At 50.4% G+C, this 25,484-nt stretch carries 21 protein-coding genes; 12 read left to right on the top strand and 9 right to left on the bottom strand.

The features are described 5' to 3' along the window. Positions 1 to 89 precede the first annotated feature (89 nt). Entirely contained in the window at positions 90 to 1,019 is a 930-nt protein-coding gene (locus C7W93_RS21835; protein WP_108442449.1) for an ion transporter, read from the top strand. Positions 1,020 to 1,185: 166 nt separating this feature from the next. Beyond that, complete coding sequence (locus C7W93_RS21830; RefSeq protein ID WP_108442448.1) at positions 1,186 to 1,938, top strand: SIMPL domain-containing protein; 753 nt, start codon at positions 1,186 to 1,188, stop codon at positions 1,936 to 1,938. On the opposite strand, the gene C7W93_RS24695 is transcribed toward C7W93_RS21830, so the two are convergent. Then, positions 1,931 to 2,110, bottom strand: coding sequence for a hypothetical protein (locus tag C7W93_RS24695; RefSeq protein ID WP_108442447.1), 180 nt, complete (start codon positions 2,108 to 2,110; stop codon positions 1,931 to 1,933). The two genes, C7W93_RS21830 and C7W93_RS24695, sit on opposite strands and share 8 nt — an antisense overlap. Before the next feature lie 171 nt (positions 2,111 to 2,281). Here C7W93_RS24695 and C7W93_RS21820 point away from each other — a divergent pair, with 171 nt between their 5' ends. The 3 genes from C7W93_RS21820 (at position 2,282) to C7W93_RS21810 (ending at position 5,779) form a co-directional block, all read left to right on the top strand. Beyond that, complete coding sequence (locus C7W93_RS21820; RefSeq protein ID WP_108442446.1) at positions 2,282 to 2,923, top strand: phosphatidylserine decarboxylase; 642 nt, start codon at positions 2,282 to 2,284, stop codon at positions 2,921 to 2,923. 202 nt (positions 2,924 to 3,125) lie between these two features. Next, on the top strand, positions 3,126 to 4,004 hold the full coding sequence (gene pssA / locus C7W93_RS21815) for a CDP-diacylglycerol--serine O-phosphatidyltransferase (RefSeq protein ID WP_108442445.1): 879 nt from the start codon (positions 3,126 to 3,128) through the stop codon (positions 4,002 to 4,004). Between the two features lie 224 nt (positions 4,005 to 4,228). Then, on the top strand, positions 4,229 to 5,779 hold the full coding sequence (locus tag C7W93_RS21810; protein WP_108442444.1) for a 2-isopropylmalate synthase: 1,551 nt from the start codon (positions 4,229 to 4,231) through the stop codon (positions 5,777 to 5,779). A gap of 49 nt (positions 5,780 to 5,828) precedes the next feature. Here C7W93_RS21810 and C7W93_RS21805 read toward each other — a convergent pair whose 3' ends face one another. From C7W93_RS21805 to C7W93_RS21795, 3 genes are all read right to left on the bottom strand, one after another. After that, positions 5,829 to 6,527 (bottom strand): gamma-glutamylcyclotransferase, encoded by a 699-nt coding sequence (locus C7W93_RS21805; protein ID WP_108442679.1) that lies wholly within the window; start codon positions 6,525 to 6,527, stop codon positions 5,829 to 5,831. A gap of 78 nt (positions 6,528 to 6,605) precedes the next feature. Next, positions 6,606 to 7,559, bottom strand: coding sequence for a sugar kinase (locus C7W93_RS21800; protein ID WP_108442443.1), 954 nt, complete (start codon positions 7,557 to 7,559; stop codon positions 6,606 to 6,608). Positions 7,560 to 7,571: 12 nt separating this feature from the next. Continuing rightward, complete coding sequence (locus tag C7W93_RS21795; RefSeq protein ID WP_108442442.1) at positions 7,572 to 8,864, bottom strand: amino acid deaminase; 1,293 nt, start codon at positions 8,862 to 8,864, stop codon at positions 7,572 to 7,574. A gap of 206 nt (positions 8,865 to 9,070) precedes the next feature. Here C7W93_RS21795 and C7W93_RS21790 point away from each other — a divergent pair, with 206 nt between their 5' ends. From C7W93_RS21790 to C7W93_RS21775, 4 genes are all read left to right on the top strand, one after another. Then, positions 9,071 to 9,985, top strand: coding sequence for a MurR/RpiR family transcriptional regulator (locus C7W93_RS21790; RefSeq protein ID WP_108442441.1), 915 nt, complete (start codon positions 9,071 to 9,073; stop codon positions 9,983 to 9,985). A 1-nt stretch (position 9,986) separates the two neighbouring features. Next, on the top strand, positions 9,987 to 11,498 hold the full coding sequence (locus C7W93_RS21785; RefSeq protein ID WP_108442440.1) for an amidohydrolase family protein: 1,512 nt from the start codon (positions 9,987 to 9,989) through the stop codon (positions 11,496 to 11,498). Positions 11,499 to 11,575: 77 nt separating this feature from the next. Next, the gene (locus C7W93_RS21780) at positions 11,576 to 11,959 is read left to right on the top strand and encodes a RidA family protein (protein WP_108442439.1); all 384 of its coding nucleotides are present in this window, start codon (positions 11,576 to 11,578) and stop codon (positions 11,957 to 11,959) included. Between the two features lie 203 nt (positions 11,960 to 12,162). Continuing rightward, positions 12,163 to 13,512 carry a GntP family permease gene (locus tag C7W93_RS21775; protein WP_108442438.1) on the top strand — a complete coding sequence of 450 codons (1,350 nt, stop codon included), beginning with the start codon at positions 12,163 to 12,165 and terminating at the stop codon, positions 13,510 to 13,512. A 227-nt stretch (positions 13,513 to 13,739) separates the two neighbouring features. On the opposite strand, the gene C7W93_RS21770 is transcribed toward C7W93_RS21775, so the two are convergent. Together C7W93_RS21770 and C7W93_RS21765 are read right to left on the bottom strand one after the other, a co-directional pair. Continuing rightward, positions 13,740 to 14,321, bottom strand: coding sequence for a DJ-1/PfpI family protein (locus C7W93_RS21770; protein ID WP_108442437.1), 582 nt, complete (start codon positions 14,319 to 14,321; stop codon positions 13,740 to 13,742). 172 nt (positions 14,322 to 14,493) lie between these two features. After that, positions 14,494 to 15,735 carry an MFS transporter gene (locus C7W93_RS21765; protein ID WP_108442436.1) on the bottom strand — a complete coding sequence of 414 codons (1,242 nt, stop codon included), beginning with the start codon at positions 15,733 to 15,735 and terminating at the stop codon, positions 14,494 to 14,496. A gap of 782 nt (positions 15,736 to 16,517) precedes the next feature. On the opposite strand from C7W93_RS21765, the gene C7W93_RS21760 reads away from it, so the two are divergent. The 3 genes from C7W93_RS21760 to C7W93_RS21750 all read left to right on the top strand — a co-directional run bounded on the left by C7W93_RS21760 (position 16,518) and on the right by C7W93_RS21750 (position 21,255). Further along, on the top strand, positions 16,518 to 19,373 hold the full coding sequence (locus C7W93_RS21760) for an autotransporter serine protease (protein WP_108442435.1): 2,856 nt from the start codon (positions 16,518 to 16,520) through the stop codon (positions 19,371 to 19,373). 99 nt (positions 19,374 to 19,472) lie between these two features. Then, the gene (locus C7W93_RS21755) at positions 19,473 to 19,871 is read left to right on the top strand and encodes a hypothetical protein (RefSeq protein WP_108442434.1); all 399 of its coding nucleotides are present in this window, start codon (positions 19,473 to 19,475) and stop codon (positions 19,869 to 19,871) included. A gap of 364 nt (positions 19,872 to 20,235) precedes the next feature. Next, a complete protein-coding gene (locus tag C7W93_RS21750) occupies positions 20,236 to 21,255 on the top strand; it encodes a hypothetical protein (protein WP_146177597.1) in 1,020 nt (339 codons plus the stop codon). 350 nt (positions 21,256 to 21,605) lie between these two features. On the opposite strand, the gene C7W93_RS21745 is transcribed toward C7W93_RS21750, so the two are convergent. From C7W93_RS21745 to C7W93_RS21735, 3 genes are read right to left on the bottom strand one after another with little or no spacing between them, the layout of a single operon-like run. After that, entirely contained in the window at positions 21,606 to 23,345 is a 1,740-nt protein-coding gene (locus tag C7W93_RS21745) for an ABC transporter ATP-binding protein (RefSeq protein ID WP_108442432.1), read from the bottom strand. 8 nt (positions 23,346 to 23,353) lie between these two features. Then, positions 23,354 to 24,526: an ABC transporter permease gene (locus tag C7W93_RS21740; RefSeq protein ID WP_108442431.1), complete on the bottom strand. Its 1,173-nt coding sequence runs from the start codon at positions 24,524 to 24,526 to the stop codon at positions 23,354 to 23,356. Between the two features lie 14 nt (positions 24,527 to 24,540). Then, the gene (locus tag C7W93_RS21735) at positions 24,541 to 25,479 is read right to left on the bottom strand and encodes an ABC transporter permease (RefSeq protein ID WP_108442430.1); all 939 of its coding nucleotides are present in this window, start codon (positions 25,477 to 25,479) and stop codon (positions 24,541 to 24,543) included. Positions 25,480 to 25,484 lie beyond the last annotated feature (5 nt).

The raw sequence follows: 25,484 nt of genomic DNA, 5'->3' as shown, positions 1-25,484 counted from the left end.
AGCGTGTATTTATCAACGTGAATTCATCAAGTGTGAATTTATTAAGCGTGCATTAATTAAGAGGCTTGGTTAATCGCCAGAATTTTCTTTTGAAAAAAAACACCAGAACCACCCCTCCAAAAGCCCACAATTTCGGCAAACCTGATCAAAGTTGGCGGGCCCGTTTATACACGATTATTTTCGAGGCCGATACGATTGCCGGTCGTCGTTTTGACACCGCGCTATTAATCATTATCGTTCTCAGCGTTGCCACCGTCATAGTCGATAGCATCGGCACCATTCGCGCACGCGACTTTTTGATATTAAACGGCTTGGAATGGTTATTTACCATTCTGTTCACCGTGGAATATATCGTTCGCTTGCTATGCGTCAAGCGACCATTGCGGTACGCCACCAGTTTATTTGGCATCATCGATTTATTGTCGATATTACCCACGTACATCGCTATATTAATGCCGGAATTTCACTTCCTTATCGATGTTCGCTTATTACGGATGCTGCGGGTATTTCGTGTCTTAAAACTGCCGCGTTATTTCGATGAATCGCAGGTGCTATTACAGGCGCTGCGTAATAGTCGACACAAGATCTTTGTATTTCTGGGTGCGGTGCTCATTATGAGCGTGATTCTCGGTACGATTATGTATGTGATCGAAGGACCCGAGAATGGCTTTACTAGTATCCCTGTCGGTATGTATTGGGCAATCGTGACGTTGACCACCACCGGTTATGGCGACATCCACCCTAAAACGCCGTTCGGCCAATTGGTCACGTCAATGGCGATGCTGCTTGGCTACGGCATTATTGCGTTGCCTACCGGGATAGTCGGCGTTGAGCTAGCGATGAGCATGATGCGCCAAACGCCGACGACGCGGACCTGTACCAATTGCTTAACCGAGGGGCATGAGGCTGACTCGTTATTCTGTAAGCATTGCGGGGATGAATTACCGCCGTATCAATACGATGCAGTTGCGGCAGGCGCGCGTGCTGCGGCATCATTCCCCAAATTTCCTGCAAAGTGATGTTCTTCCAGCATTAAGGGAATGTTACGTTGTGTAAAATCAAACATGATTCAGTTGCAATTGAGAACTAAACAAGATTAGCCTCATCAAAACAGCCAACCTGTCATCTTTGTTGTTACAAGTTCTGCGAGGCGTGAAGAACGCCTCTCTTTTTGGAGAATTATTTATGTCGCGATATCGCAATCTGGTGGTTTCCTCAGTCCTGGCGGTAGCTAGCCTTACTGCTTATGCGCAAACCAAAGTGCCGACTACTGGTGTGTTGGTGGTCGTGCCTGCCTATGGCGAAGTCAAGCATGTCAATGATCAGGTACGAATTACCTTCAACATAGAAGAGCAGGATAAGGATAAGGCCGCCGCTGCCTCACGCGTTAATTTGAAGATGAAGCAGGGAACCGACATTTTGAAGCGTCAGGATCCGCAGGCAATTCTGCAAACGCGTGGTTATTACACTTATCCGGTTTATCCTGAAGAAACCCAGCCGCGCGCGAATCCAAACAAACCACGGCTACCGACTGGCTGGCGTGTCGGACAATATCTGGATGCGACTACGACCAATCTCACCAATTTGCCTAAAACCGTCGCTTCAGTGCAAAGCGTATTAGCACTCAATGGGATCAATTTCAGTCTTAGCGACGCCACCAGTAAAAAGTTGGATGATTTGCGCATTGCTGCAACTTATCGGAATCTGGCCGAGCGTATTGGTTCGATTGCCCGAGCGATGGGCCGCAACGAAGGCGACGCCGTATTGGATACGATAGACTTTGAAGGCTCTGGAAATTACGCCCCTGAAGGCGCAATGCCTAAAACAATGATGATGCGCTCAGCAGCCAGCGATTCAGCGCAAGTTGAAGAGCCAAGCTTTGAGCCGGGCGAAACGACCTTGTCCATGCGTGTGGTTGGCAAAGTTCGCTTCAAATGAGGAAATGGGCTGTGACGCTGGTAAGTAGATTTTTGCTTACTACCGGCAAACCGGCCCAGCCCACTTGAGCAGGCAAAGCAGTTGGATCGACAGTTGCAGCAGCAATGGCAAGATCGAATGAAAGCGGTTGATGATCCGCAGAAGTAGTTTTAATTGTTGTAAGTGATAACATCAGTGACGATACGGCCTCTTTGACAGGCCGTATCGTTATTTTCGGACTCAGTTTTCAAGATACTGTCGATTTACTCCCTGATTGCAACGCAAAAGGTTACATTTAATCCTCGCTCGACTAGAATAGCCACGCTATCAAATTTCTATCATTTCTTTAAGACAATCCGGAGCGCTGTTGAATAATTATCCACATCCTATTATCGCCCGCGAAGGTTGGCCGTTTTTAGCCATTGCTTTTGCTGTGGCGTTGCTGGTCTCCTTTGTGTCGGCTGGCTGGTCCATCCCCTTTTGGATTATTGCTTTATTCGTATTGCAATTTTTCCGTGACCCACCGCGGGTTATCCCGCAACAGCCGGGCGCGGTGATTTCGCCAGCCGATGGTCGTATTGTGGTGGTCGAAAAAGCCCATGACCCTTACGCGAACCGTGAAGCCCTCAAAATTAGCGTCTTTATGAATGTCTTCAATGTGCATTCAAATCGTGCGCCAGTGGATGGGAAGATCGAAACAGTCCAATATTTTCCCGGCAAGTTTGTCAATGCCGATCTGGATAAAGCATCGATTGAAAACGAACGTAACGCGTTGGTCATCACTGCGGCAAACGGACAAACCGTGACTTGTGTGCAAGTGGCAGGGTTGATTGCACGACGTATTCTTTGTTACGTTAAAGTTGCAGATGTTTTAACCCGCGGTCAGCGTTATGGTTTCATCCGTTTTGGCTCACGGGTGGATGTGTATCTGCCTTTAACGGCAACACCGAAAGTCGCTGTTGGCGACAAAGTATCCGCTACAGAAACAATTTTGGCCGAATTTTAAGGCCAATTATATTATTCTGAATAGACTCTACTACCTGCTGCACTAGCCAGTCTGTGATTGACGATGCTGGCCCTTTGGGGACAGATCAAGCGCGCTGACAACATCGTCCAATCACGATTCGCACCACCTTCGTTAGTTATTCCCAATAACAGCGAAGGTCTTCGCGGTGCCATAATTTGTTTTTTATTGAAACGGAATGCACATGGCTACTTTCCCCCGCCGTAAGGCGAAGAGTAACGTCACACAGTTCCCTAAGACATTGCGCACAAAAAATGCGTTGCGCACGCCGTATCCGGATGACGAGGACGACGACGAAGGGCCGATTCGGCCTAGTTTAAGACGTCGTGGCGTGTATTTGCTGCCGAATGCATTTACGACCGCCGCGCTTTTTTGCGGGTTTTTTGCTATCGTCATGGCAATGAATCTGAAGTTCGATTACGCCTCCATCGCGATTTTTGCTGCGATGGTGCTCGATAGTCTTGATGGCCGCGTAGCCCGTATGACCAACACCCAAAGCGAATTTGGCGCGCAATATGACAGCCTGTCGGACATGGTGTCTTTCGGCGCTGCTCCGGCGCTGGTGGTGTACGAATGGTCTTTGCGCGGCATGGGCAAACTTGGCTGGCTGGCTGCATTTGTGTATTGCGCTGGCGCGGCGTTGCGATTGGCACGTTTCAATACCAACATTACCGTAGTCGATAAACGCTATTTTCAAGGTTTGCCTAGTCCGGCAGCTGCCGCACTGGTAGCAGGTTTCGTCTGGATTATGGATGACCTCGGCTTTGTTGGTGCCGACTTGAGTTGGGCTGCATGGGCAATAACCTTATACGCTGGCCTGACAATGGTCACCAACGTTCCTTTTTATAGCTTTAAAGATATCAACCTACGCAAGCCGGTGCCATTTATTGCCGCTTTTGTCGTTGTGTTGATATTGGTGGTCATTTCCAGCGCGCCGTCCAAAGTCTTGTTCGGTTTGTTCGTACTGTATGGTTTGTCCGGTCTCGGGGTGTATTTCTGGCGCTTATTCAAGGGTAAGCCAGTCAGCATTTTGCAGACAGAGCATGAACATGAAGAAAAATAAGCACACTATGTGACTATCGGTCTTTATGACGTAGTCACGCGTAAATGCCGCTTAAAGCCACTTGTTTTCGCAGGTGGCTTTTTTACGTTTACACGTCGTCGAAGGTCCCGTCGCGGCATCCGCATTCAAGTCATCCTCTTTCGTAGATTTATTCAAAGGCGTTAAAAGAGTATATTCATAAGGTCCTTCAAAAATTGCCTTCACCAATAATTCAGGAGTACAGCATGTCAGCCAACGCACGCGAAAAACTGATCATTTTTGATACTACATTGCGTGATGGTGAGCAGTCACCCGGCGCGTCCATGACCAAAGACGAAAAAATCCGCATCGCCAAACAATTGGAGCGGATGAAGGTCGATGTGATTGAGGCGGGCTTTGCTGCGGCATCGCCGGGCGATTTCGAGGCGATTAAAGCCATTGCCGGCATCGTCAAGGATGCGACCGTATGTTCATTGTCTCGCGCCAATGACAAAGACATCGCGCGCGCCGCCGAAGCGCTGCAACCAGCGGAGCGCAAACGGATACACACTTTTCTTGCGACCTCGCCATTGCATATGGAAAAGAAGTTGCGCATGACGCCCGATCAGGTATTTGAGCAAGCAAAAATGGCCGTTCGCTATGCCCGCAAATTTACCGACGATGTGGAGTTCAGCCCGGAAGACGGAAGTCGGTCGGAGATCGATTTTCTGTGTCGCGTGCTGGAAGCCGTGATTAATGAAGGCGCAACCACCATCAATTTTGCCGATACCGTCGGATATGGCGTGCCGGAACTCTACGGTCAGATGCTCAGAACCCTGCGTGAGCGGATTCCCAATTCGGATAAAGCCATTTGGTCGGTGCACTGTCATAACGATCTGGGTATGGCGGTTGCCAACTCGCTGGCAGGGGTCATGATCGGCGGAGCGCGCCAAGTCGAATGTACGATTAACGGCCTTGGCGAACGTGCGGGAAACACAGCGCTGGAAGAAATTGTAATGGCCGTCAAAACCCGGCGCGATTACTTCAATCTGGACGTGGGTATCGATACCACGCAGATTCTGCCAGCTTCAAAATTGGTATCGCAAATTACCGGTTTTATCGTACAGCCGAACAAAGCCGTAGTCGGCGCGAATGCTTTTGCGCACGCATCCGGAATTCATCAGGATGGTGTTTTGAAAGCCCGCGATACGTACGAAATTATGCGGGCAGAAGACGTCGGATGGAGCGCGAACAAAATCGTGCTCGGCAAATTATCGGGGCGCAACGCTTTTAAGCAGCGCTTACAAGATCTCGGCATTGATCTGGATTCTGAAACCGAAGTTAACGCAGCGTTTGCGCGCTTTAAAGCATTGGCAGATCAGAAGTCGGATATTTTTGACGAAGATATTATTGCGTTGGTCTCCAGCGAACAGCAATCGCATGAGAATGAATACTATCGCTTTGTGTCGTTATCCCAGCATTCGGAAACCGGTGAAAAGCCCAGCGCCAAAGTCGTGTTTTCAATGGATGGAAAAGAAGTGTCGTGTGAAGGGCAGGGGAACGGCCCGGTAGATGCCATTGTGAATGCCATCGAAACACACGTCGCGAGTGGAGCGGAGTTGCTGCTGTTTTCGGTAAACGCCATTACCACAGGCACCCAATCGCAAGGCGAAGTCACGATGCGCTTGTCCAAGGCGGGGCGTATCGTCAATGGAGTGGGCGCTGATCTGGATATTGTAGTGGCTTCTGCAAAGGCGTATCTGACCGCGCTGAACAAGCTGCATTCGCGCGCAGACAAGTTGAATCCGCAATTGTAAATACGATGCGGATAAAGACAAAAATGACCACGTCTGAGGAATGCCGCTATTAACTGTCTTCGCTCTGCAATTGCGCCCACAAGCGTGCCAGATTGGGATCATTAATCCCCTCTTTGTGCAAACTTTCAAGTGTGTGTTGCAAGTAATCGCGCGCAGGTCCATACAGGCCGCTGGCAACGCGCAGATGTGACAGTACGGCAGTATCCGACAGGCGGCCAGCATAGGAAGCATGGTCACGATCCATGACAAATGCCAGCGCCGGTACTTTTACGTGTTGTTGCGTGTTTTTGTTTGGCACCGCGTCTGCCGCAGCTAAACGTACCGATAACCAGCGCGGCAGGTAAGCGCCCATCAACATTTCGCGTCGCCACAGCATGCGCAATTCGGTTTCAATATCGGCAGCCGTTATCCTAAACGCCACACCGGGGCAGCATCCACCGCGATCTAAACCCAGTACCAGTCCTGGATTTTCCTGCGTGCCACGATTAATTTTGGAATATAAATAAAACCCGCGATGATAGCCGTGCAATGTCGCCAGTCGTCGCTCAGCAAATTGCACCATCGGGTTCCAAATCAGCGAGCCATAACCAAATAGCCAGATATCATTCCCGGCTTCCGGTAGTGACGCCAGCGCAGCGCGCCAGGAAGCTTCCAGTGCTTCTTCTGATAGCAGGGATGCGCCAATCGGCAGACTCGCCAACGTGTTGCGCAAGCTGCCCTGTTCAAGATCTTTACGAGTAATGCTCATGCTGTCAGGATAAGCTGCGCAGCGTGTTTTTAACAAGCGCCGCCTAAGATTTTGTGCAGAAGCGCAGCGCCACCGTTATCAGCTATTGTTTAAAGCCTCTAGCACCGCTGGCCTCATCGGAATCGGCGCTACCGCCCCATAACCCAGCGTGGATAACGCCGCCGTTACATTGGCATAACGTGCCGCCGTAAACGGATCATCGCCAGCGACCAGACGCGCAATAAATGCCCCGCCAAAACAATCGCCTGCGCCGGTAGCATCCAGCGCTGCCACCGAATAGGCTGGCACCAACCGACGTTCGGTCGGCGTAGCGACATAACAACCCTCTGCGCCCAGCTTGAACGCAATTAAACCGATCCCATACGACAGCAATTCATCGACAATCGCATCGCGGTCATCGAGGCCGGTCAGTGCATTCACGTCATCCCAACTCGGCAAACAGATATCGCACAGCCCGAACGCTTGCCGCATGCGGGCACGGGCGCGTTCCAGCGGCCATAGGCGTAGACGTAAATTGGTATCGAGCGAAGTCCGCACGCCATTTTGCCGCGCATGTTGCATCGCCGCCAGACCTGCATCGCAGGCATTCTCACTGATTGCCAGACTGATGCCGGACAGATGAAGTATTTTGGCAGAGGCTATCGCATCCAGTGGCAGCTTGGCCGTCTGGTAACGGCTCGCCGCTGACCCGCTGCGCAGATAGTCAAAATGATGGCCATCTGCATCGTGTGAGACAAAATAGACCCCGGTAGCCGCCGAAGGATCGGTCACTACATGGCTAACGTCAACCTGTTCAGCCTGCCACAGCGCACGTAATTGCTGACCGAACCGATCATCGCCCACTGCGCTGACATAGCCACAGTGCGCACCCTGACGCGCCGCCGCAATGGCGAAGTTAGAAGTGTCGCCACCAAAGCCTTGCAGATACAGCGGCGCTGTTTCAGGTTGATCGGCGTTGCCAATGCGTTGATTAAACTCAACCATCGCTTCACCATACGCCAGGATGTCTATCTTGCCATTTTTCTCGTGCATGTTATTCGGCCGTCAGAAGAAGGTTTGGACAACATCAATAACATCGAATGTAGGCGTCACCACGGCGATCTGGCGCCATTTATCGAAAGTAAGACAAGGATGTGAAATATCGAAAGCAATCATGTCGCCAACCTTGATATCGTCGCCTTCGGCAATGTGCATATAAGCATGCTGATCCATCATGCCGGTCAGTTCCCAATGCGCAGGGGTGGCAACGGGCGCATCCGATCCCGGGCGGTAATATGTTGCAGGCAGCGGCAGTCCGGCATCAAACGCAGCATCGCGTTTGCCCAGCGCAATGATCGCTTTGTCCGATTCAGGCACCGATTGCACGTAAGCCCATAATTGCAACGCTGGCAACAGGCTAGTGCGCATTTTGCGTGCGACCGGATTGCGGGTCTGAATCTGGGCTTGTGAAGCCCGATAGACGCCGACGTCATGCGTCAGATAGCAGCCGGGCCGCAGGATAATGTCGAGTGGCAAGCCGATATCGGCTTTCGAAAATTCTTCCGCCACCACGTCATACCAGGCTGATCCTGCCCCTGTCAGAATAACCGGACGCTGCGTGACACGTTCAGCAAAGTTTCCGGCGAGCGCCAAGTCTTGCGCGCAACGCACTGCACGTTGCAGAAACGCGCGGATATCTGCTTCTTCTTTCAGCACGCCTTCATATAGCTCAATTCCTGCCAGAACAATGTGATCCTTCCAACGTGCAATGGCATCCAGCACCGCAGTTTGCTGCGCTGCGTTGCGAACACCAGTCCGCCCACCTTCAGCACCCAGTTCTAGCAATACATGCAGTTTTTGATTGCGTGACTGGAAGAACGCACCCAGTAAATCGACGCCGTCCGGAGAATCTACCAGACAACAGAATTCAAAAGTCGGATCAGCCAGCAATGTCGAAATCATCGCCATGTTTTGTTTGCCGACCAGCTGATTTGCCATGATCACACGGCGCACGCCATGGGTGTAGGCGACCCGGGTTTGGTGGGCTGTGGCTAATGTAATACCCCAGGCACCGCCAGCTAATTGCCGCGCAAACAATTTGGGCGCCATCGTCGTTTTGCCATGCGGCGCTAGTTTGACGCCGTATTCGGCAACAAATTGTTGCATCCATTCAAGGTTGTGTTGCAGCCGCTCTTCATACAAGACAGCGGTCGGCAGACTGACGTCCTCGCGCAGCAAATTCCAGTGCAAATCTTTGACGGCAGAAGTGGCAAGCGGCGTTTCAAACGCTCCCAGGCCTTTGTTCAGAGGACCCATGCATGGATCGACGATACTATCGTGATAGTTTGTATCATTCACTGATATTTCCTTCAGATAAATCAAATTTTAGTAAAAATTAATCAGAAAATTCTGTATTTTTCATTCACAATAAAAATTTTTATCGCTTATGTTATAAAGTACCACAAAATTTCTCAAGTGCGTGGTAAAGTTAGCGCAAATTATCCTCAAATGCCGTCTGGCAGTTCTCAGGATAGGTCATATTTCAGATAAGGATAGAACCGCGTATGTCGTCCACATTGGCACCCACACCCGCACCGTTCGCCCCTGCGTTCGATATCGTTACGCGGATTTCTGAGCGCAGCGGACAACTCAGATTGGCCGAGCAAAAGGTTGCACAAACGATTTTGGGCGATTTGCCGCAGGCCGCAGCAGCCAGCATCAACACGCTGGCAAAGTTGGCCGGTGTCAGCGAAGCCAGCGTGACGCGTTTTGCAAAAGCAGTGGGATGTCGCGATGTGCGTGATCTGAAAATGAAGTTGGGGCAAGCTGCGGCAATCGGACAACGATTTTTGGATGCAGAAACACCGCCAGAAGAAGGGCGTGTGCCGCAGATTGCAGACATTATTTATGCCGACATTGGCAAGGTGCTTGAAGTCAATCGCGCCATGCTGAATCAAGATAGTTTGCAACGTGCCGCACAATTATTGCTCAGTGCGCGCATGATTTACGCATTCGGCATGGGCGGCGGCTCAACCATGCTATCTGACGAGGCGCGCTATCGCTTGGTGCGATTAGGTCGTCCGGCAGCGACCTATCACGACGCGATGTTGCAGCGTATGGTCGCCGCCACACTCGATAAAAATGATGTGGTGTTGGTGTTATCCACCACTGGCAATGTGCCCGAGTTGCTGGCCAATTGCGCGGTGGCGAAAGAATACGGCGTGCGTCTGGTGGCGATTACCGCATTGGGGTCGCCGCTGGCGGCAATGGCGGATGTGTTATTGCCACTCAAGTCGCTGGAAACGGATTTTATTTTTAAGCCATCGTCGTCACGCTACGCCATGATGATGGTGCTGGATGTCTTGATGGCCGAATTGGCCGTACTACAAAAAGATCACAGTCAGGAATTGCTGCGGCGACTGAAGTTTACGCTCGATGCGCATCGCGGCAGTGGCAATCGTGAACCGCTAGGAGATTAAAATGACAACAGATGCTGACAAATTGAACGCCTCAAACAGTAACAGTTGCGACACCCTGATTCGCAATGTGTCGTTAATCGATGGCAGTGGCGCAGCGCCATTTAACGCCGATGTCGCCATCGCAAACGGTCGCATCGTCAAGATAGCCGCCGTTGGCGAGATAGCGGGCTGGACCGCGACATTTGAATGCGATGGCAGCGGCAAAGTGCTCAGTCCGGGCTTTATCGATGTGCATACGCATGACGACACCAACGTTATCCGTCAGCCGGAAATGCTGCCTAAATTATCGCAAGGCGTCACCACTGTCGTCGTCGGCAATTGCGGTATCAGCGCGTCCCCTGTCAGTCTTCAAGGTGCGCCGCCGGACCCAATGAATTTATTGGGTGAGGCCGAAGACTTCAGTTATCCCACATTTGCCAGCTACGTCGCCGCAGTCAATCTGGCCCGGCCGTCGATCAATGTCGCCGCGCTGGTGGGCCATACAGCATTGCGCAATAACCAGATGGATCGACTGGATCGCGCTGCCACCGACGAAGAAATCGCCGCCATGTGCGCACAGTTAATCGAAGCATTGGCGAATGGCGCATTGGGTCTGAGTACCGGTCTGGCCTACGGCAACGCGATCAGCGCGCCAACTTCCGAAGTGATGGCCTTAGCCGCACCACTGGCAGCTGCCGGTGGACTCTATGCCACCCACTTACGCAGTGAGTTCGCCGATATTCTCATCGCAATGGATGAGGCATTTCGGATCGGCAAACACGCCCGCGTGCCGGTCGTTATTTCGCATTTGAAGTGCGCAGGCGTCGACAACTGGGGCCGTAGTGGCGAGGTACTGGCCGCCCTAGAGCAAGCCCAGCGTTATCAGCCGATCGGTTGCGATTGTTATCCCTATACTGCCAGCTCTTCCACGCTCGATCTAAAACAAGTCACCGATACGTTTGATATTCAGGTCACATGGTCGGAACCGCATCCGGAAATGGGCGGCAAATTATTAGCCGCCATCGCCGCTGAATGGAATCTTGATTTATTTGAGACTGCCAAGCGCCTACAGCCAGCAGGCGCGGTGTATCACGGCATGCATGACGATGACGTTAATCGCATCCTTAGTCATCCGGCGACGGTTGTCGGTTCGGATGGCTTGCCGAATGACCCGTTGCCGCATCCGCGTTTGTGGGGTGCGTTTCCACGGGTGTTGGGCTATTACAGCCGCGAGAAAAAACTTTTCCCTTTAACTGTGGCGATTAACAAAATGACCGGCTTGTCTGCCGAGCGTTTTGGTTTGACAGAACGCGGTCTGGTGCGTGAAGGGTATTGGGCCGATCTGGTGTTGTTCGATGCCGAAACGGTCAGGGATGCAGCGACATTCACCGATCCGATGCAACCGGCGCATGGTATCGAGGCGGTCTGGGTAAATGGCGTGCTGTCGTATCGGGGTGGCGCAGAAAAAGCAGCGACCGGGGATCGTGCCGGACGCTTTTTGGCACGCGGTCGGCCGCTGCCGGTGATGGCTTAACAAGCAATTTAGCAACATATTAAGTACGCATATTTTAGAATTAAGCAGTATTTCATGCATTTTTACAGGAGAAACAAATGACGATCAAACGATACGGCGTAGAAGGCGGTTCTGGAACTGGTGGACAACATTTGCCATTTGCGCGTGCAGTAGAAGCAGACGGCTGGCTATATGTTTCCGGTCAGGTGCCGTTTGTAAACGGCGAGGTGATTGATGGCGGCATCGTAGCGCAATCGCATCAGGCTATTAAAAATGTATTGGCGATCCTGGCCGAGGCTGGCTATGGCCCGGAACATGTGGTGCGTTGCGGCGTATGGCTTGATGACACCCGTGATTTTCAGTCATTCAACCGGGTATTTAAAGAATACTTCGGTGCCAATCCACCAGCCCGTGCTTGTGTGCAGTCGCCGATGGTGGTGGATTGTAAAGTCGAAGTCGATTGCATCGCGTTTAAGCGATAGCGTCCGGCTGGATGTTGTAAGTCCGCCGTATCGACTGCTACAAAAAAGTATAAAAATGACAGCAGATTGATGTGATATAAAGAGCTCCTCAAAGAACTGCAGTCTCTATGGTGAGATTGAGAACCCAAGATGCGCTCGCTGTATTAAGTCATCAGCAAGTCCAGTAAGCCGGTTCTTTGGGGTGCCCAATTTAGGAGAAGGTAATGGAGATGGTTCAGGGAAACATGTTATTGGCGTATGCACTGATCGCAGTGATTTCGCTAATAGTATTGATTGCAAAATTCAAGATGAATCCGTTCATCGTATTGATCGTGGTGTCTGTGATTTTGGGCGCTGCGGTGGGTATGCCGATGGACGGCATCGTTAAGTCGTATGAAAAAGGCGTCGGTGGCGCACTTGGGCATATTGCGCTGGTGGTCGGGTTGGGGACGATGTTCGGCAAAATGATGGCCGAGTCTGGCGGTGCCGAGCGGATTGCGAATACGTTGATTGGTGCTTTTGGCCCAAAGAACGTGCATTGGGCGATGATGGTGGTAGCGTTGATCGTTGGTTTGCCGGTGTTTTTTGAAGTCGGTTTTGTGTTGTTGATTCCGATTGCGTTTAACGTTGCCAAGCGTACTGGTACGTCGATGATTTTGGTCGGGATTCCGATGGTTGCGGGTTTGTCGGTGGTGCATGGTTTGATTCCGCCGCATCCTGCCGCGCTGTATGCAGTGACTGCGTATAACGCTGATATCGGACGCACGATTGTTTATGCGCTGATCGTGGGTCTTCCTACGGCGGTTATTGCTGGTCCATTGTTTGCTAAGTTGATTTCAAAGTTTGTGTTTCCTAATCCGGATAATCCATTGTTGACGCAGTTTGTTGAAACTAACAGAGAACGTGATTTGCCGGGTTTAGGGATTACGTTGGCGACTATTTTGTTGCCGGTGGTGTTGATGTTGTTGGGTAGTTGGGCGGATGTTTTCTTTGCGCCGAAGACTTTCCTTAATGATTTTCTACGTTTGATTGGTAATTCGGTTATTGCGTTGTTGATTGCTGCATTGGTAAGTTTTTATACCTTTGGTAAAGCATGTGGATTTAATCGCGAGGCTATTCTTAAATTTACGACAGATAGTTTGGCACCGATTGCCGGGATCACTTTGATCGTTGGTGCGGGTGCTGGGTTTGGGCAAATTCTGAAAGATAGCGGGATTTCGACATCGATTGTCGGGATTGCTACTAGCGCACATTTGTCGCCGTTGGTGTTGGGGTGGTTTGTGGCTGCTTTGATTCGCGTTGCTACCGGGTCTGCGACGGTTGCGATGATTACGGCTTGCGGGATTGTTGCGCCGATTGTGTCTAGTGTTGCTGGGACACGTCCGGAGTTAATGGTGTTGGCTACAGGGGCTGGGTCGTTGATTTTGTCGCATGTGAATGATGGGGGATTTTGGTTGGTGAAGGAGTATTTCAATATGACTGTTACTGAAACGTTGAAGACATGGACTGTCTGTGAGACGTTGATTTCGGTAATAGCGTTGTTGTTTACTTTGGCTTTGTCGACGGTGATTTAAGTCTTGGTTTGATTTAGGTTTAATTTGTATTTATTGGATTGATAGCTTGTGGGGCTTGGCTCTGCAAGCTATTTTTTTTTAGTTCGGTGTTGGTGATTGATTTCACGGGTTGCGCTCCGTTGACGCAAGCCGAGGGCGGCTCGGCAGCCGGGCCGTCCTCGGCAAGCATCGACGGAGAGCGCCCCGTTTCAATTACCGAATAACCGAATTAAAAAACCAACCTCAACCTATAACTCAATTTTCGTCCCCAGCACTTTCAAAAACTGCGCCAACCAAGCCGGATGCGCAGGCCAAGCTGGTGCCGTCACCAAATTCCCATCCGTATGCGCAGCCGTAACGTCAATCTCCGCATAAGTCCCACCAGCCAATTCAACCTCAGGCGCACAAGCAGGATAAGCCGAACAAGTTTTCCCTTTAAGCACCCCAGCTGCAGCCAACAACTGCGGCCCATGACAAACCGCCGCAATCGGTTTATTAGCCGCATGAAACTGCTGCACAATCTCAATCACCCGTTTATTCAAACGCAAATACTCCGGCGCACGTCCGCCCGGAATCAACAACGCATCATAATGCGCCACATCAACATCACTAAATGAAGCATTCAGCGTGAAATTATGTCCCGGCTTTTCGCTATAAGTCTGATCTCCCTCAAAGTCATGAATTGCCGTCCGAATACGCGCACCAGCGGCTTTATCAGGGCACACCACATCCACCTGATGCCCCACCATCTGCAACGCCTGAAAAGGCACCATTAATTCATAATCCTCGACATAATCACCGGCGAGAAACAGGATTTTTTTTGCGCTCATGATAGTTCCCTCAGAAAAAGTTTTTCGGAAATACAACGTTAGAGATCAGTAAAAGAGACAAGTAAAAAATGACATCAATAGGTGCTACTAAAAAGGGTGCTAAAAAATATTATAACTACTCAATGACCGCGCCATGACAACGTTTAACCAACAGCAAAAGACCACTAAAACATCATCGCGCTGATCCTTGCTTCACGCCATGGCCAGTCACTCGCGCCGCCATCGCCCGCTGCACAACATCTCGCGACAAACGCCAATACAACAATGCAACCACCGCCGACATTAATGCAAATCCGATCATCCCGGCAAACGCATACAGCAATTTATACAACTCAATCCCAATCCCATACATCAACATACTCACCATCCCCATTGCCGCCGCAACGGTGCCTTTTGATATAGCACTTTCAGTCAAGGTAAACCGCACCAATACCGCCACGGATAATCCCTCACCAAAAGAAACCAAACTAATCCCAAGCACCAAAAAGTACGGCGTTTTGAAGATAACGCTACCAACCATCATTACAACAATTCCGGCTGCAATCGGATAAAGCGCATATTTGACGGAGGTGCCAAGCCGCCAGCGATCCGCCTGCGTGGCAAGGATAAGATTACCCGCAATCAGGCATGCAAAAACAGGAATTTGCCACAAACCATAATCAATCACACTCAGATGTCCATCGCTGACCAAAATCAATGGCGACATCGCAATCCAGCCAATCAACGGCACTGCCAGCAATGGAATTGAAAGCGCACCCTTCAAAAAGTAACGATTACAAAATACTTCCCGATAGTCGTGCCAAATCTGCATCAGCGGCAACTTTTCCTTACGTTGCAGCACCGTTTCCGGCATGTGCATGACAAGCCCAATCAACGCTACAGAAGAGACCGCGGCGATGAAGACAAACACCATCCGCCAAGGCCACATTTCAATCATGAACGCACCCGCAACCGGGCCAATTAACGGCGCGATCAATGCCACGTTAGCCATCAAGGCGGTGACTTTAACCGCAGCTTTCTCTTCGAAAGCTTCTTGCACTACTGCATAGCCGACAGAGGAAATAAAACATAACCCGATCCCTTGCACCACGCGCAACACGATAAAACTTTCGATACTGTTAGAAAACAAGGTTGCCAGACAGGCAAGAATAAAAAAGACCGTGCCGCCCAACATCACAGGCCGTCGCCCAATCCGATCTGACAGCGGTCCAAACAGCCATTGAAACAACGCACCACCCAGTAAAAAGGCAGTCATCGCCGATGCCATCCATGTAGCGCTGGCACCGAACTCTTTCGTGACGACGATCATCCCCGGTTGAATCATGTCATTGGCGATATAGACAGAAAATTCAAATAGCACCAGCGCCAGCGGGAACATCAAAGTCGATCGATTAAGGGTGGAAATTTTTTTCATTGTTTAACTAACATTTTGCACATAAATCTGAAGATGGAAGCATTGCACAGAAGCAAGCTGAATGGCGTCGTTCTAAAAAATATACTCTTGGTATAGAAGAATCGATGGCAGCAATATCTCTTTATTGCACCATTTTGAAATGTAAATTTGATGCGGCATTTTTGTGTCGTTTTAACGCCGACATTTTTAATGCCGGAAGGGAAGATAGTTGTAGGAGAAGTGACTTCTAAAACGGTAAACAATTATTTTTTGCTCATCGTTGCGCATTTAAATTTGATACAGGTCAAGAATTAAATAAATAATTCACCGTTAATTGGATGCAAAAAATGTGGTGATTTAGCCCATTTAACAATTGCTTCACGATGGACGCGTAGCGCCATCAGTTTTTATTTATGCTTCGTTATCGGCGCTGCAACCCTCAACCAAGGTCGTCCTTACTCTTATATCTTCCATTCATTTTTAAAAATTTACACCCAAAAGTCCACCTAATCCGTGGTGTACTGCGACTTGTTGTAACACCCTGTTTAACAGTGTTGACATTCTCTTTTCATTCACATATTTCTGCGCAAAAGATTCGTCGTTGTCGAACGTCGCCCACTTGCTTTAATCTTATTGAGCGAGTCGCCGAGCGGGTATATTTTTGCCGAAATTTCGATACGGAAATAAATGGCGACGAGCAAAAAATGAAGAGACAAATTTAATCCGCCTCTATTTCAAAACACCGTTCAATTACATGCAGGACACCAAAGTAATTTTGCGCACGTTAATAAGCGAGGCCAGGAATGCATCATGAACGCGCACATTATTTTCCTTTATCTATCTTCTCGCTTGCCGTCTTAGCGTTGCTTTCCGGTTGCGGTGGCGGTGGTGGCGGCAGTCAAAATCCTGGTAATACGACGCTCATTTCCACCCAGCCCGGCACGTCACCAGCGCCCATATCCAGCGCTTACAATCCCAGCGATCCCAGCAATGTTGCCGCCGCCCACGCACGTGGAATAACCGGGGCTGGGGTGACAGTGGGAATAGTGGATACGGATTTTGATGTAACTGATCCAGAGCTTGCTGGACGCGTCAGCAAAGCCGTTTATACCCCGGCAAGTGGGGGCAGCAGTGGCGGTTTTTTAGGTCAGAACGGCAACGGCAATATGCACGGAACGGATGTCGCTGAAATCTTGGGTGGGAAAAATGTCGGCATTGCACCTGGTGTTCAGATGTTGGGCGTCGCGGCTGGGGAGGGAACGGATGGCGTGGTGTTGAGCGCGGCTATTTACAATTTTCTGTATAACAGCGGCGTCAAAATTTTTAATCAATCTGTCGGGGTCGGCACGATTGCATCTCCCTCCGATAGCGGCACCTACTACAACATTTATCAGCCCTTCGTTGCAAAAGGTGGTTTGTTTGTGTGGGCCACAGGCAACGGTGGCGCGGCGCAACCTTCGCTGACGGCAGGCTTGCCATCGCTTTATCCTGACTTGCAAAAAGGCTGGATTGCGGTGACCGCTGTGAATGCAGTCGGCGGTGCACAGGCTTACTCAAACGCGGATACGGTGCCCGGCAGCATTGCAAGTTACGCCAATCGTTGCGGCGTGGCTGCCAACTGGTGTCTGGCAGCGCCGGGTGATTTCGTGTCGCCCAGTGCTGGTGAGCGCGTGTACGGCACATCCTTTGCGGCCCCGGCAGTGACCGGCGCTGTCGCTTTAGTGCAGCAAGTGTATCCATGGATGAATGCCGATTTGCTTAGGCAAACTATTTTATCCACCGCGACCAGTATGGGCGACACTGCGACTTACGGCTGGGGCTTGCTCAACGCCAGTAAAGCGGTAAATGGTCCTGCGTTATTTGCGCAAAGTCTGGCGCTTGGTCCAAATGTGAACGTTAGTTTCGATACGGTTTCCTCCACGTTTAGTAACGCAATTGCCGGCGATGCCGGATTGGTCAAGAGTGGCACCGGTACGTTAACGTTGTCCGGCGCAAACAGGTACTCTGGCAATAACGAGGTGGCTAACGGCACGCTGAATATCACAGGATCGATTACGTCCGGCGTGCAAATCGACGCCAGTGGCAATTTATCTGGCAATGGTGGCCGCATCGGCGGCAACGTCACCAACAACGGACGCCTGAGTAATACCGGCGCGGGTCTGGCAATTGCCGGTAATTACACGGCATCGGTGAACGCCGTGCTTGCCAACGACATCAACGCGACGCTCATTGTTGGGGGGACGGCGACCTTGGGCGGCTCACATTTGGTGGCAACCGTCCCCGCTGGCAATGCAGATGCTAATGCCTATGTCACGGCGCAGGCAAATAGCACGCCTCAAAAAGTCGTTACCGCAGGGACGGCTGTGCTGAATACTTTCAGCGATGTTGGTTTTCAAAGCGTTGGGACTGCTTTTCCGCCGTTACTGAACGCTCAGTTAACCTACGGCCCCAAAGAAGTGGATTTGACGATCGGGCGCGTCGCCACCACGGTTGCCGCGCAAACCTTTGCTGCAGACCCTACCAGAACCAATACGGCCGCTAATGTCGAGCAGGCAATGACGGCAGCCGACACCATGGTGGCAAACGGGCAAACCGGTGGCAATAACGCGACATTGGTTGCCAGCGCAGCGGCCTTGGAACGTGTCGCCAATGTGGCCGCGTTAGGGGCCGCGCTGGATAGTTTGTCCGGTCAGATTCACGCTTCGGCACAGGCGCTGACTTTCCAGCAATCGCAGGCAGTGAACCGGACTTTGTCGAGTCGGCTATCGCAACTAGGGATGCAAGATACGCAGCTAAAAACTGGTCTCTGGGTCAGCGCGATTGGTGCTTCTGGCAAATTGAATGAAACCGGTTATGCCAGCGCTGATACGTCTACGCTAGGCGGCCAATTTGGGATTGATACGCAACTCAACGATAAGACGATTGTTGGAGCGTCGGTGGCGTATTCGGATAGTCATGCCAGTTTCGACCGTTTCGGTGGCAATTCCAAAAGCCAGAATACCGGTGTATCGCTTTACGGACGTTACGCTTTGAACAAAGAGAATGCCGACAACGCACTCAATGGCGGTGGTTATATCGCCGGTCGGGCCGGTATCGCGACTGTTTCCAGCACGGTGAACCGGACGGCGATTGCCGGGACTGAGATTGAAAATCTACAGGCGGACCATACGGACAATATGTTCTCCGCTTATGCCGAGTATGGCTACGCAACGAAATTATCGCGCTATTCCTTGGTGACGCCGTTTATCGGTGTGGCCTATGACCGACTGAAACGCGGCGGCTTTGCCGAAAGCGGTGGCAGCTTCGGTTTGACTGCGAACAGTCAGTCATATCAGCAAACCGCTGGCATAGCAGGCGTGCGCGGACAAACCACTGTTGATTGGTTCGCAGGCAAAAGTGTTTTGCAAGCGTATGCGGCGTGGCAACATGCATTTTCGAGCGGCAACCTGAATTTTTCCGCAGGCTTCACTGGCGCACCGGGCAGTCAATTTACCGTGGAGGGCATCAGTTTGGCGCGCAACTCTGGATGGGTCGGCGTCGGTCTTTCCACAGCAATCAATCGCCAGTGGAGCTGGTACGCAAATGTCGACGGACAATTTAGCCGTGGTGGCGCGGCGAATAGCGTGTTGTCTTTGGGGGTGCGAATAGGATTTGATTAAGTTTAATTGAGCGCACGGTCAATAACGTTTCAAGAGTATTTTCTGAATGAAAGAAACGATTCAAGCGGATACAATTTTTTGTTTAATTCAAGGGCAATCATGCAGATCACCCGCCATGTATCAGGATACGTTCCACCAAATCGCTCAGAAGGTGCGGATTTTATACGTAAGGAAATACTTGAAAGCAAGACGTACATTCTTGCATTTTTAAAGCTTGCAAGAAACGAAAATACCTTGACTAGGAAAAGTACGCAGGCAGCGAAAAAAATAGAAATTGATATTAAGAAACTTGAAGAAAACCTAACACAGAAGTCAGGCCTCAAAGCAACACTCAAATCAGTAACTAATCTAAATAACTTATTGAAACATACGAAGGCATTTTCGTCACTGAACAGTGGTTCGTTTGGGCAATCCGTAAGACATTTTCAAAGTGAAGTAAGGGGTCTCACTCATAAGGTTTTGCCTCTCCTGTATCAGGAGACTATGAAAGGGCGGTAGTTGAAGTTTGTTTTTAGATACATTTGTACCCCTGTTATACGGCTTTTCTATATTGCTTATACAAACAATAAAGAGGACGGAAATGATGCGGTGCGATATAGTTTGTTTGTCTCCTCCAACACCTCCTAAGGTTTGGATTTACCCGCTCCCGCAAGGTGAGCGGGTTTTTTTTTCGTCTAAGTATTTATAGCGCGATGTTTTATCGGCCATAAAATCAACCACTCGATGATTTATTTGATCGTAGCCAAATCGTTAAAAGAGGGGCGAATGAGGTTTAATTAACAATAGTTATTAACTACTATTGAATAATTTTTAAAAGTAATTTTCTATGATGTTGGTTAGGATTAAATTTTTTGAAAATCCCATGAATATTCAACCAACCTCCTCATCATCCGTACGTCCTCCTGAATTGGCGGCGACACCATCAGGACTTCTGCCGCAGTCTTTAACGGGTGTAAAAAATGTTCTTCAACCTATGTCGTCTCCAAAGAACGACCCCAGCGTTTCGGCAAAGGTCACATCGGGTAGTAGTTTGAAGCGAGACCCTGTTGCCATTAATAGCATGATTACCAAAATTCTCGATGCACCTCAGCTATTACATGCCCTTCTGGGTAAAGAGCCCCGCAATGAACGGATGGCGATCAACACCGTTCACGAAATATTTGGAAATAATAGCCCTACCGATATCGATATCGCGATTCATCAAGCAAAAATAATGGGCGCGAAAAAAGCTGACGCCGTGCCGTACACCCAAAAAGAAATGAAAGGGGCATTACTGATTTACCAGACCAACGCCGGTGCCAGTGCGATCAATGGTCGGGAGAGTAAGCCAAAACCAAAGTTACACGGTGTGGCCAGACGAGAGTTTGCAAAAAATTTAGAAGGAAGTAGTTATGCTTTAAGTCAATTTCGTATTGACGAAATGAGGGCTGCTTCAGTGCATATGGAGACAAATGAGGGCTGCGCTAAATTGATGCACGAGGCATTGAAAACATGTCCTAAGGCGAAAGGCCTATCGTTATATCGTGGGACTAGATTAACCGAAAAAATGGTTTCAGAATTAAATGCGCGCGCTGGCAGCACGCATGGTGTCAGCACTGATTTTTTTATGTCGACTACCCCGGACAAAAAAACAGCGCATCTTTTTGCGGGAACAGACCATCAAACCCGCCCGGATCTTGATCAAACTATACCCGTCTTATATCAAATAACGGCTAATGGTTATGACATCGGCGGACTGCTGGAGCATGAGATAGTTTTGCCTATCGGCACCAAGTTTAACGTCGTAGCTGTGTCTTCATCATTGATTAAGGGTGAGCCTGGAAAAATAATCCAATTAGTCGCCTCAGAAAATGTAAAGGCAATTATCACATTAAATAACTAAATTTCGTTGCTATATGTTTAAGACGAATAAAGATACGTAGCTGTTTGGAGGTTTATCAGCGTGACGCGGTGATATTCCCCAGGAAGGGCTGGATTGAAAAGTTTCTGTTATACGATTTGTCTATATTCGATATATAAACAATGAAGAGGACAATAATGTTGCGGTGCGATATAGTTCATTTGTCTCCTCCAACACCTCCTAAGGTTTGGATTTACCCGCTCCCGTAAGGTGAGCGGGTTTTTTTTGGTCTGAACATGTGAAAACGACTATTTTGAGACCAAAGATCACTTCGATCGATGAGGGCGGCAGCTAAATCGGGGGCAAAACCCCTCTTTTTCCTACTTAAACGCCTAATTACGCAGACCACGCGGAATGGCGTGCAGTAACGAGCGGGTATAGGCATTGGTGGGATTGCGATATAACTCGTCCGAGTTGGCTAATTCCACGACTTCACCCTGATGCATCACCATGACCTGATCTGCAATATATTTAACCACTGCCAGATCATGCGAAATGAAGATATAGCTCATTCCGAACTCTTCCTGCAAATCTTGCAATAAATTCAATACCTGTGCTTGCACTGAAACATCCAGCGCCGATACCGATTCGTCGCAGACTAATACTTCCGGTTTTAGCGTCAGGCAACGGGCAATCGTAATCCGTTGCCGCTGACCGCCAGAAAATTCGTGTGGATAGCGCTGGAAGGCCGCTGACGGCATGCCAACTTTTTGCAACAATTGCAGCGCCATCTCAGTGCGTTCATTGTCATCGCGGCCGATATTGTGAATTCGCATCGGTTCCAGCAAAATTTGCCCGACGGTGAAGCGTGGATTCAGGGAAGCGTAGGGATTTTGAAAAATAATTTGTATGCGGCGTTTGTACGCCATGAAATCGCTACGCGACATCGCTAAAATGTCTTTCCCCTCAAACAACGCCTGTCCGCTTGTGGCTTGATGCAGCCGTAATAAAGTCAGACCGACGGTCGTTTTGCCCGAGCCGGATTCACCAACTACACCCAGAGTTTTACCGCGTGCCAACGTGAACGAAACATCATGCACGGCCTTGAACTCTTTACGTCCGAATAAGCCTTCGCGGGCATAAAAACTTTTCCCCAGATTGCGCACATCCAGCAGGATTTCTTCTTTTCCTGTGAGTCCACGCGGGCGCTGCCGCGTGTTCAGTGAGGGATGATCAATCGCCAGATCGCCGTTCATGTAATCGCTGATGACCGGCAAGCGCCACGGACGGCTATCCATGGATGGGCGGCATAGCAGTAAGGCTTTGGTATAGGCGTCTTGTGGGGCTTCAAAAATCTGTCGGGTAGGGCCTTGTTCGCGGATGTCGCCGTTGCGCATGACGACGACTTGATCGGCGATTTCACCGACCAACGCGAGGTCATGGGTAATGAACAGCACCGACATTTTGTGACGCTCACGTAAGGTAGCGATCAAATCGATAATTTGCTTTTGAATGGTGACGTCTAACGCAGTCGTTGGTTCGTCTGCGATCAGTAATTTCGGTTCGCAAGCAATCGCGATGGCGATCATGACGCGCTGTTGCTGGCCGCCGGAGAGTTCCATCGGATAGGCGTCTATGCGGCTTTCTGGCATCGGGATGCCGACTTCTTTTAATAGCGCGATGGCGCGGGCGCGGGCAGCTTTTGCGTTCATCCCCATGTGCTGACGCAGGACTTCCGCAATCTGAAAGCCCACCGTAAAGACAGGATTCAATGAGGTCATCGGCTCCTGAAAAATCATCGATATATCTTTGCCGCACAATTGTCGACGTTCGGCCGGTGATAGCGCCAATAAGTTACGGCCTTCAAAAAGAACGGTGCTGGTGGTAGCGATGCTGGCGCTATCCGCCGATAGCAAGCCCATGACGGCTAACGCGCTGACGGATTTACCGCTGCCGGATTCGCCCACCAGCGCGACGGTAGTATTGCGAGGAATGTCGAAAGAAATACCTTTAACTGCTTCGACGGTATGTTTTTTATCAGTCCGAAAAGAGACGCGTAAATCCCGTATTTGCAACAACGGCGTCGGTTGTTCAGATACATCGTTCAGATCAGTATGATGCGGCAATGTCATGGCGTTTCCTATTTCAACTTTGGATCGAGCGCATCACGCAGCGCATCGGTGAATAGCGAAAATGCCGTGACCAGAATCGCCATCGCGATGCTGGCAGCAGCCAGTTGCCACCATTTTCCAAGAATCAATTCGTTTTGCGCTTCGTTCAACATGCTGCCCCAGGACACCACGCCCACCGGCACGCCGAAACCTAAAAAGCTCAAAATGACTTCCGACTTGATAAAGCCGACCACCAAAATCGACAGCTGTACCAACGCAACGTGACTAACGTTGGGGAAAATATGCGAAAACATCTTGCGCCAGTGCGAAGCGCCAATCGCGTCTGCTGCCATCACGTATTCGCGCGTTTTATGTTTCAGGTATTCAGCGCGGATTAAGCGGAACGTACCGGTCCAGCCAGTCAGACCTAGTATCAGTACGATGGTCAGAACGCCTTTTTGTTGCAACACCGCCGCCACCGCCAGAATCAACAGCAAATAGGGAACCGACGTGAAGATGCTATAAAACCAGTTGAAAACATCATCAACCCAGCCGCCGAAATAGCCGGATATCGCTGCAAAAACAGTCCCCAGCACGGTTGCCAGCAATGCCGAAATTAAGCCAACTACGATAGAAGTTTCTGCGCCTTTAATGGTTTTTTTGATGATATCGCGACCCCATTTATCTGCGCCGAACGGCAATGTCAGCTTGCGCGCAGTGATCGCTGTGGCACCACCTTGGGCAAGCTTTGCGCGGATAGCGGTCATTTCCTGTTGCAAGGGATCGACGATGCCGTAGTCATTGGCAACGATTGGAACAGTCAGGCTGACGGTATTGCTGGCGCGCAGCTTGCGGAGAATGTCGGCCAATGGATCTAGCGGATTCTCTGGCGGTGGCGCTTCGGTGACGGTGCCAGCGGTGTTGCCCGTGTCTGCCGTTGGTGCGCCGACGAAGCTTGGCGGCGCGTAATTCACGGCCACTTCGTCGCTCCAGTCGCTGGCGATCAAACCGGTGCTGGAGAGCACTAGCACGACTAAATAAATGGCGACGATCCCAAGCGCCACCATTGCGATCCAATCAGCGCGCAAACTGCGCCAGGCCAAGGCCCACAAGCCCGGCGACGGTTCAGTGCGTAGAAAGGCGTTCGCTACCAAGGCAGCCGAAGAGGCATCATTCTGTTGAAAATCTGCATGTGATGACATAGCGATGGGCTTTCTTACTTCAGCTGAACGCGAGGATCAACCGCCTGATACATCAGATCGGTCAAGAGATTGAACAGCATCGTGGCCGCAGCGACATACACCGTGATTGCTTTAATGACCGGAAAATCGCTGCGCTCGACCGCTAAAATTACTTCGCGCCCGATACCGGGAATCGAAAAGAAGCGTTCGATCAGAAAAGCGCCGATCAGCAGCGCGGGCAAATTCGACATCACGTTTGTAATAATCGGAATCGCCGCATTACGGAGTACATGGACCCACAAAATACGTTTTTCGCTGAGCCCTTTGGCGCGCGCGGTACGCACATAATCCTGATTGATTTCGTCCAGCACAAAGGTGCGATATAGGCGCAGGCTGGGAGCGATGCTGACAGCTAATCCAATCAGAATCGGCAACGCTGAGTAGTGGAATAGATTTTCGCTGAAACTGTTGCCCCAGCCTTGCACCGGAAAGATATTGAGTTTGTAGGCGAACCAGTATTGAAACAAAATAATGTACACTAGAATACTGATCGACATCCCGACGGTGCAGGCGATCATCACCATCCGGTCCGTGATCGAGCCGCGTACAAAGGCGATCCCCAGCGCCAGTGCGACGGCGATCAGCGTCTCCAGAATTGTCAGTGGAATCAGCACGGTCAGCGAAGGACCGAGCCGCGTCAGAATCACGTTAGAAACCGCCTCGCCGGTACTCCAGCTGGCACCAAAGTCAAAGGTCGCAATCTGCTTGATAAATATCCATAGTTGCACGACGTAAGGCTGATCGATACCAAGCTGGGCGCGGATATTCGCTATCTGCGCCGGGTTTGACATCTTGCCCGCCAAAATGTACGCCGGATCGCCGCCTACCCAATTGAACAGAAAAAACACCAGCAGGATCACGCCTAACATGGTCGGTGCCATTTGCCATAGTCGGCGCAGGATATAAGCAGTCATGTTGC

The sequence above is a fragment of the Glaciimonas sp. PCH181 genome (assembly GCF_003056055.1).
Taxonomy (GTDB): domain Bacteria; phylum Pseudomonadota; class Gammaproteobacteria; order Burkholderiales; family Burkholderiaceae_D; genus Glaciimonas.
This window is presented reverse-complemented; position numbering and strand designations above follow the sequence as displayed.

What these genes read in the sequence shown, in the direction of transcription:
- C7W93_RS21830 (WP_108442448.1), top strand. Translation starts at nt 1,186, where the DNA reads ATGTCGCGATATCGCAATCTGGTGGTTTCCTCAGTCCTGGCGGTAGCT.
- C7W93_RS24695 (WP_108442447.1), bottom strand. Translation starts at nt 2,110, where the DNA reads ATGTTATCACTTACAACAATTAAAACTACTTCTGCGGATCATCAACCG.
- pssA (WP_108442445.1), top strand. Translation starts at nt 3,126, where the DNA reads ATGGCTACTTTCCCCCGCCGTAAGGCGAAGAGTAACGTCACACAGTTC.
- C7W93_RS21810 (WP_108442444.1), top strand. Translation starts at nt 4,229, where the DNA reads ATGTCAGCCAACGCACGCGAAAAACTGATCATTTTTGATACTACATTG.
- C7W93_RS21805 (WP_108442679.1), bottom strand. Translation starts at nt 6,527, where the DNA reads ATGAGCATTACTCGTAAAGATCTTGAACAGGGCAGCTTGCGCAACACG.
- C7W93_RS21800 (WP_108442443.1), bottom strand. Translation starts at nt 7,559, where the DNA reads ATGCACGAGAAAAATGGCAAGATAGACATCCTGGCGTATGGTGAAGCG.
- C7W93_RS21790 (WP_108442441.1), top strand. Translation starts at nt 9,071, where the DNA reads ATGTCGTCCACATTGGCACCCACACCCGCACCGTTCGCCCCTGCGTTC.
- C7W93_RS21785 (WP_108442440.1), top strand. Translation starts at nt 9,987, where the DNA reads ATGACAACAGATGCTGACAAATTGAACGCCTCAAACAGTAACAGTTGC.
- C7W93_RS21780 (WP_108442439.1), top strand. Translation starts at nt 11,576, where the DNA reads ATGACGATCAAACGATACGGCGTAGAAGGCGGTTCTGGAACTGGTGGA.
- C7W93_RS21775 (WP_108442438.1), top strand. Translation starts at nt 12,163, where the DNA reads ATGGAGATGGTTCAGGGAAACATGTTATTGGCGTATGCACTGATCGCA.
- C7W93_RS21770 (WP_108442437.1), bottom strand. Translation starts at nt 14,321, where the DNA reads ATGAGCGCAAAAAAAATCCTGTTTCTCGCCGGTGATTATGTCGAGGAT.
- C7W93_RS21765 (WP_108442436.1), bottom strand. Translation starts at nt 15,735, where the DNA reads ATGAAAAAAATTTCCACCCTTAATCGATCGACTTTGATGTTCCCGCTG.
- C7W93_RS21760 (WP_108442435.1), top strand. Translation starts at nt 16,518, where the DNA reads ATGCATCATGAACGCGCACATTATTTTCCTTTATCTATCTTCTCGCTT.
- C7W93_RS21755 (WP_108442434.1), top strand. Translation starts at nt 19,473, where the DNA reads ATGCAGATCACCCGCCATGTATCAGGATACGTTCCACCAAATCGCTCA.
- C7W93_RS21750 (WP_146177597.1), top strand. Translation starts at nt 20,236, where the DNA reads ATGAATATTCAACCAACCTCCTCATCATCCGTACGTCCTCCTGAATTG.
- C7W93_RS21745 (WP_108442432.1), bottom strand. Translation starts at nt 23,345, where the DNA reads ATGACATTGCCGCATCATACTGATCTGAACGATGTATCTGAACAACCG.
- C7W93_RS21740 (WP_108442431.1), bottom strand. Translation starts at nt 24,526, where the DNA reads ATGTCATCACATGCAGATTTTCAACAGAATGATGCCTCTTCGGCTGCC.
- C7W93_RS21735 (WP_108442430.1), bottom strand. Translation starts at nt 25,479, where the DNA reads ATGACTGCTTATATCCTGCGCCGACTATGGCAAATGGCACCGACCATG.